Source organism: Xanthomonas sp. SHU 166 (genome assembly GCF_000364685.1).
GTDB classification, from domain to species: Bacteria; Pseudomonadota; Gammaproteobacteria; order Xanthomonadales; family Xanthomonadaceae; genus Xanthomonas_A; species Xanthomonas_A sontii.
Window position 1 is genome coordinate 1 of record NZ_AQOJ01000211.1, and the last position, 6,764, is coordinate 6,764.

At 71.7% G+C, this 6,764-nt stretch carries 5 protein-coding genes; all 5 read right to left on the reverse strand.

Annotated features, from left to right (window positions below):
• Nucleotides 1–1,780 (reverse strand): DUF885 family protein (locus D180_RS07170; protein ID WP_017912261.1); only part of this gene is annotated, 1,780 nt, incomplete at its 3' end.
• 82 nt (nt 1,781–1,862) lie between these two features.
• Nucleotides 1,863–3,071, reverse strand: coding sequence for a Xaa-Pro peptidase family protein (locus tag D180_RS07175; protein ID WP_017912262.1), 1,209 nt, complete (start codon nt 3,069–3,071; stop codon nt 1,863–1,865).
• On the reverse strand, nt 3,068–4,660 hold the full coding sequence (locus D180_RS07180) for an aldehyde dehydrogenase family protein (protein ID WP_017912263.1): 1,593 nt from the start codon (nt 4,658–4,660) through the stop codon (nt 3,068–3,070). The genes D180_RS07175 and D180_RS07180 overlap by 4 nt, the downstream gene beginning before the upstream one ends.
• Before the next feature lies 1 nt (nt 4,661).
• Entirely contained in the window at nt 4,662–5,567 is a 906-nt protein-coding gene (locus tag D180_RS07185) for a dihydrodipicolinate synthase family protein (protein ID WP_017909351.1), read from the reverse strand.
• Nucleotides 5,564–6,764, reverse strand: a 1,201-nt coding sequence (locus D180_RS07190) for an FAD/NAD(P)-binding oxidoreductase (protein ID WP_017912264.1), incomplete at its 5' end; no start/stop codon positions are given. The genes D180_RS07185 and D180_RS07190, both read right to left, overlap by 4 nt.

Sequence of the window (6,764 nt, forward strand, 5' to 3'; positions counted from 1 at the left end):
GGACGATCCAGGCGTCGATGCGCGCGTCCAGCAGGTCCAGCGGCATCGCGCCGCCGCCGAGGATGGCATCGTGGAAGGCGCGGATGTCGAAGCGCTCGCCCAGCGCGCGCCTGGCCTTCTCGCGCAACGCCAGGATGTCCAGTTCGCCGAGCTTGTAGCCCAGCGCCTGGCCCGGCCAGACGATGTAGCGGTCGGTCTCGGCCTGGATGCTGGGCTCGTCGTCGGACGGATGCGCGTGGAAGAAGTCGATCATCTGCTGCCGCGTCCAGCGCTTGTAGTGCACACCGGTATCCAGCACCAGCCGGTTCGCGCGCAGCAGCTCGCCGGCCAGGCGGCCGTAGTCGCTGTACGGATCGCGGTAGAAGCCCACTTCCTTGCCCAGCCGCTCGGCGTACAGCGCCCAACCTTCCACGTAGGCGTTGTAGCTCGACTGCTGGCGGAACGGTGGCAGCGGCAGGGTCTGCGCCAGCGAGATCTGCAGGTGATGGCCGGGCACGCCCTCGTGATACGCGGTGGCCTCGATGTTGACCAGGGTGCGGTGCGCGTAATCGCTGGTGTTGACCATCACCAGCCCCGGCTTGCTGCCCTGCGCATCGCTCTGCCAGTACTCGGCACCTGGCGCGGTGGCGCGGAACGCGGGCATCGCGCGGACCTCCAGCGGCGTCTTCGGCAGCGTACCGAACAACGTCGGCAGCTTCGGCTGCATCTGCGCGATGTCGTCGCGGTAGCGCTGCAGGATCTGCTCGGGCGAGGTGGCGAAGAACTTGCGATCATGGGCCACCGCCTTGCGTAGCGCAGCCAGATCGGCATAGCCGAGCTGCTTGGCGATGACGCCCATCTCGCCCTCGATGCGCGCGACCTCGGCCAGGCCGGTCTGGTGGATCTGCTCGGGCGACTGATCGGTGGTGGTCTGGGTGTGGATCGCAAAGCGGTAGCGGCGCTCGCCATCGGGCAGCGACCACAGGCCTTCGTGGGTGCGGCCCTGCGGCGCATATTCGTTGGCGACGAAATCGGCCAGCTTGCGATAGGCCGGCCGCACCTGCTGGTCGATCGCCGCGATCATCGCCGCGCGCAGGCGCGGCCGCTCGGCCTCCGGCACCGCCGCGGGGAACTGCTGCAGCGGGAGCGCGAACGGACTGTCGGCACCGGCCGGCGCGGCGATCTCGCGCACCTGCGCGGGAATGCGCTCGAGCAGGTACTTCGGCTGCACCAGCCCGTCCCTGGCGCCGGCGCGCGACAGCGCCACCACCTGGTCGAGCAGCGCCGGGATCGCCTGCAGGCGCTTGATGTAATCCTCGTAGTCCTTAACGCTGGCGAATGGGAACGCCTGCGCGTAGCCCGGCAACGCCACCTGGATGCCGCCGACCGGTTCCAGCGGCATCTCGTCGTTCTTCAGCGCGATCGCCTCCAGCCGGTCGCGCAACTGCCGCTGCATCATCTGCAGGCTCAACTGCTCCTGCGCCGACAGCGCCTTGGCATCGATCGCGTCGAAGCGCGCCAGGAACGCAGCGGTGGCCTGGCGTTCGGCCTCCAGCGCGGCGAGCGAATAGTCGCTCCAGCGATCGTTGTAGCGGCTGTCGCCGATGATGCTGGCGAACTCCGGATGGTGTTCGAGCTGATACTGCCACTGCGCGTCGAGCAGCGCGGCGAAGGCCTGCGATGGCGAGGTGCTTGCCTTGGCCGGCGCCGTTGCCGCCGGCGAGGAAGGCGCCGACGGCTGACAGGCACTCAGCAGGGCCAGTGCCAGCATGCCGACGACGGGCAGACGGATGTGCTTCATCGAGGAACTCCGCAGGGCGGCACGCGCCCGTGACACACCGCGGCGGCCGCCGCGCAAACGTGGCAGGCGGCCGCCCTGCGCATCAGGCGAACGGCCGGTCGATCGCCGGCGACGGGGGCGTGAACCACTGCGCGCCGTCCTCGGTGACGTAGAAATGATCCTCCAGGCGCACGCCGAACTCGCCCGGCACCACGATCATCGGCTCGTTGCTGCAGCACATGCCCGGGGCCAGCGCCAGCGCATTGCCGCGCACCAGGTACGGTGCCTCGTGGATGCTCATGCCGCAACCGTGGCCGGTGCGATGCGGCAGCCCCGGCAGCTGATAGTCCGGGCCGAGCCCGGCACGCTGCAGCACCTTGCGCGCGGCCTCGTCCACCACCGCGCAGGCCACGCCCGGCCGCACCGCGGCGAAGGCCGCCGCCTGCGCGTCGTGCTCCAGTTGCCAGATGCGTCGCTGCTTCTCGCTGGGCTCGCCGAAGATGTAGGTGCGGGTGATGTCGGAGTGGTAGCCCTGCACCGTGCAACCGGTATCGATCAGCACCAGCTCGCCCGGGCGCAGCGCCTGCACGCCGGGAATGCCGTGCGGATACGCGGTGGCGTGGCCGAACTGCACGATGCAGAAGGTCGAGCCGTTGTCGGCGCCGAGCGCGCGGTGCGCCTGGTCGATGAAGCGGGTCAGTTCCGCGGTGGTGATGCCTTCGTGGATCAGCCCGGCGGCCAGCCGCTGCACCTGCAGAGTCATGTCGCAGGCCTGCTGCATCAGCGCCAGTTCCGCCGGCGACTTGCGCATGCGGCAACCGTCGACGATGGCCGCCGCATCGCGGATCGCGATCCGCCCCAGCACCGCCGTCAGCCCGGTGTGCACCGCAAAGGCCACGCCCGGGTCAAGCGCCAGGCTCTGCGCGTCCAGTTCCAGCAAGGCCTCGGCGACCAGCGCGTGCGGGTCCTCGTGCTCCTGCCACAGGCGCTTGCGTACCGGCACCGACAGCACCGCGTCCAGCGAGCCTTCCTCGAACGCCGGGCAGATCAGCAGCGGATCGCCTTCGGCGGTGAGCAACATCGCCACCAGGCGCTCGCTGGCGCCCCACGGCACCCCGGTGAAGTAGCGCAACGAGGCGCCGGCGCCGATCAGCAGCGCGTCGGCACCGTGCGCACGCATCAGCGCACGCGCAGTGGCCAGGCGTTGCCGGTACTCCTGCTGCTGGATCGCCGGCGCGCGGTGCGGCCACGGCGCCAGTTGCGCGTGCGCCTGCTCCAGGGTCAACCCGCCGATCTGGGCCTGCTCGCTCATGCGTGCGGCTCCACGTCGGCGGTGCTCCAGCAGCCGTCGATCAAGCGCTGCACGCCGCCGGGATTGCGATCGCGCAGCAACGGCGGCAGCAGCGCGTCGGGCACGCCGTCGTAGCTGTGCAGCGCAGCGAAGCGGCGGATCGCCGCGGGCATGCCGACCGCAGTGAAGCCGGGATGGCCAGTGCTCGGATACGGGCCGCCATGGTTCATCGCCGGGCTCACCGCCACGCCGGTCGGCATCTTGTTGCAGATCAGGCGGCCGACCCGCGGACGCAGCGCCGCGGCCAGCGCGGCGAAGGCCATGTCGTCGCTGCCATCGGCGGCGCGATAGAGCGTGCCGGTGAGATTGCCCTCGAAGCTGCGCGCCAGGGCGGTCAACTGCCCCAACCCGCCACCGCGCACGATCAGGCTGACCGGGCCGAACGCCTCGGTCTGCAGCGCCTCGGGCTGCTGCAGGAACGCCTCGGCCGACACTTGCAGCAGGGTCGGCGCATGCCGATAGCCGGGGCCGGCATCGGCCTCGCCACCGGCCAGCACCGTGGCGCCGGCATCGCGCAGCGTGCCCACGCTGCGCTGCAGATGCTCCAGCACGCCGCGCGAGAACAGCAGCGCCGGCGCAGCCGCGGCGAAATGCGCGGTGGCTGCGGCGACGAAGGCATCGCCGGCCTCGCCCTCGGGCACCACCACGATGCCCGGGTTGGTGCAGAACTGGCCGCTGCCCATGGTGCAGGAGGCGAAGAACTCCTGCGCCAGCGCCGCGCCGCGTTCGGCCAGCGCGCCCGGCAGCAGGAACACCGGATTGACGCTGGACAGTTCGACATAGGCCGGCACGCCGGCGCGGTCGGCGGCGGCCTTCAGCGCCAGCCCGCCGGCGCGGCTGCCGGTGAAGCCGATCGCGCCCAGGCGCGGATCGCCGGCCAGCTCCAGGCCCAGCGTGGTGTCGAAGTGATACAGCAACTGCACCGTCGCCGCCGGCAGGTCGTTGGCCAGCAGCGCCTGGTGCGCGAGCTGGGCCAGGCGCTGGCTGGTGGCCGGATGCGAGGGATGCGCCTTGGCGATGACCGGATTGCGCGCGACGATGGCCGAGGCGAAATCGCTGCCGGCCACCGCGTTGAACGCGAACGGGAAATTGTTCGGGCCGAACACCAGCACCGGCTTGTGCAGCGGCCCCAGCTGCGCGCGCAGGCCCGCCGCGGTGTCGATCACCGGCTGCGCCCAGCTGTGGCTGCGCGCCGCCTGCGCGGCCTGGCGCAACTGCCCGCTGGCGCGCGGCAGTTCCACCTTGGCCAGGCGCGGCTCCACCGGCAGGCCGGTTTCGGCATGGGCTAGCGCCACCAGACGCTCGACGTCGGCGTCGATCGCGTCCGCGTACGCATCCAGGAACCCGGCGATGCGTTCCGGCGCGGCCGCGGCCAGCGCATCGGCGCTCAGCGCCGCCGCGCTCAGCGCCGCTTCCAGATCGGCGGCGCCGCTGATCGGGAACGACGGGCCGAACTCGCTCCCGTCGCGCGGATCCTCGGCGCGGAAACTGCCGCGCTCTTCCAGCGAGGCCTGCCAATGGCCGGCCAGCAACAGCGGTTGCGTGCTCATCTCAGTGCCCGGGGTGGGTGGCGATGGCGTGGTCGATGACCTTCAGCGCGGCCTCGCGCTCGGCGCCTTCCAGCACCAGCCGCGGCGCGCGCACGCGCTCGCTGCCCAGGCCGACCTTCTCCTGCACCAGCTTGATCAGCTGCACGAACTTGGGCACGGTGTCCAGGCGCAGCAGCGGCAGGAACCAGTCGTATAGCGCCTTGGCCGCCGGGTAGCCGCCGTCGCGGGCCAGCTCGAACAGCTTCACCGACTCCTTCGGGTAGGCGTTGACCAGGCCGGCGATCCAGCCCTTGGCGCCCATGCTCAGGCCTTCGACGATCGCATCGTCCATGCCCACCAGCAGCACCAGGCGGTCGCCGAGCAGCTCGCCCAGCGCGGCGAAGCGGCGCACGTCGCCGGAGGATTCCTTGACCGCCTGCAGGTTCGGGAATTCGGCGGCCAGCTCGGCGATCTGCGCCGGGCTGAAATCGGTCTTGTAGGCGATCGGGTTGTTGTACAGGATCGCCGGCAGGTCGGTGGCGGCGATCACCGCGCGCATGTGCGCGCCCATTTCGCGCCAGTCGGTGGAATACACGTACGGCGGCAGCACCATGAGGCCACCGCAGCCGACCTGCTTGGCCGCCTGCGCCAGGCGCACGGCCTCGTCGGTGGACAGCGCGGCGATGCCCGGCACCACCGGGATGCGGCCGTCGACCGCCTGCACCAGGGTCTTCAGGATCGCCAGCTTGTCGTCGAAGCTCAGCGTGGCCGCCTCGCCCAGCGAGCCCAGCGGCACGATCGCGGTGCAGCCGGCGTCGATCATGAGCTGCGCATGCTTGGCCAGGAACGCGTGGTCGATGCTGCCGTCGGCGTTGAACGGGGTGGTGATGGCCGGCAGCACGCCGTACCAGAAGGAAGCCTTGCTCATGGAAGTACACCTTGTGGAGAGTTGCGAAGGGAGGCCGCGCGCGACGGCGCGGCGCAAGCGGTGTCCGGACCGGGATCCGGACAGGGATGGGCCAGCGCGTCCAGCCGCGCCGGGAACAGCGGCGGCCGGCGGCCGTCGTCGGAGAAATCGGCGGCGCGCGTGGCCAGGCCAAGCTCGGTCAGCGCACTGCCGCAGATGCGGCCCTGGCAGGCGCCCATGCCGCAGCGCGAGGCCAGCTTGGCGTCGCGCAGGTCGGCATGGCCCTGCAGCGCGGACAGCGGCACGTCTTCGCAGCGGCACACCAGCGTGTCCGGCGCGGCCAGCGCATGGATGCGCGGGTCCAGCGCGAACTGGCGCTGCAGCAGTTCAGCGAAGGCGCGCGCACGTCGCCGCTGCGGCTGCAGCGCCTGCGCAGCGGCGTCCTGGCCGGCGGCCAGGTGGCCGGCGATCGCGCCTTCGACGCGCGCGCAATCGCGCCCGCCGATGCCCAGCGCCTCACCGGCGGCATAGACGCCGTCGACGCTGGTGCGCAGTTGCGCATCCACCGCCACGCACGGATGCGCGCCACTGCGGCCCAGCCGGCAGCCCAGCAGTTGCGCCAGTTCCACGTTCGGCACCAGGCCGTAGCCCACCGCCAGTTGATCGCAGGCGAGACGGCGGCGGCCGCGCGGGCCGTCGAGTTCCACTTCCTGCACGCGGCCCTCGCCATACGCGGCCAGCACCACGCTGCCGGCGTGGTAGCCGACCCCGGCCAGTTGCGTGCGCAGCGCCAACGCCTGCAGCGCCTTGTCCGGCCAGCGCAGCGGCAGCTGCGCGGCGAATGCGGCCAGCGCGCGCCACGACGCCTGTTCGACGATGCCCAACACCTGCGCGCCGTGGCGATGCAGCGTCGCCGCCGAGGCCAGCAGCAGCGGCCCGCTACCGGCGACCAGCACGCGCCGCCCGCGCAGCGGCCAGCCCTGCTTGGCCAGCGCCTGCGCGCCACCTGCACCGGTCACACCGGGCAGGGTCCAGCCCGGGAACGGCAACAGCAATTCACGCGCGCCGGTGGCCAGCACCAGCGCGTCGTAGCCCAGCCAGCGCGGGCCATCGGGGCCATCGGTGAGCAGCTGCCGGTCCTGCGCCAGCAGCACCTGGGTCTGCGGCAGGAAGGTCACCGCGCTGGCCGCCAGTTGCGCCAGTGTGCGCGCGGCCAGG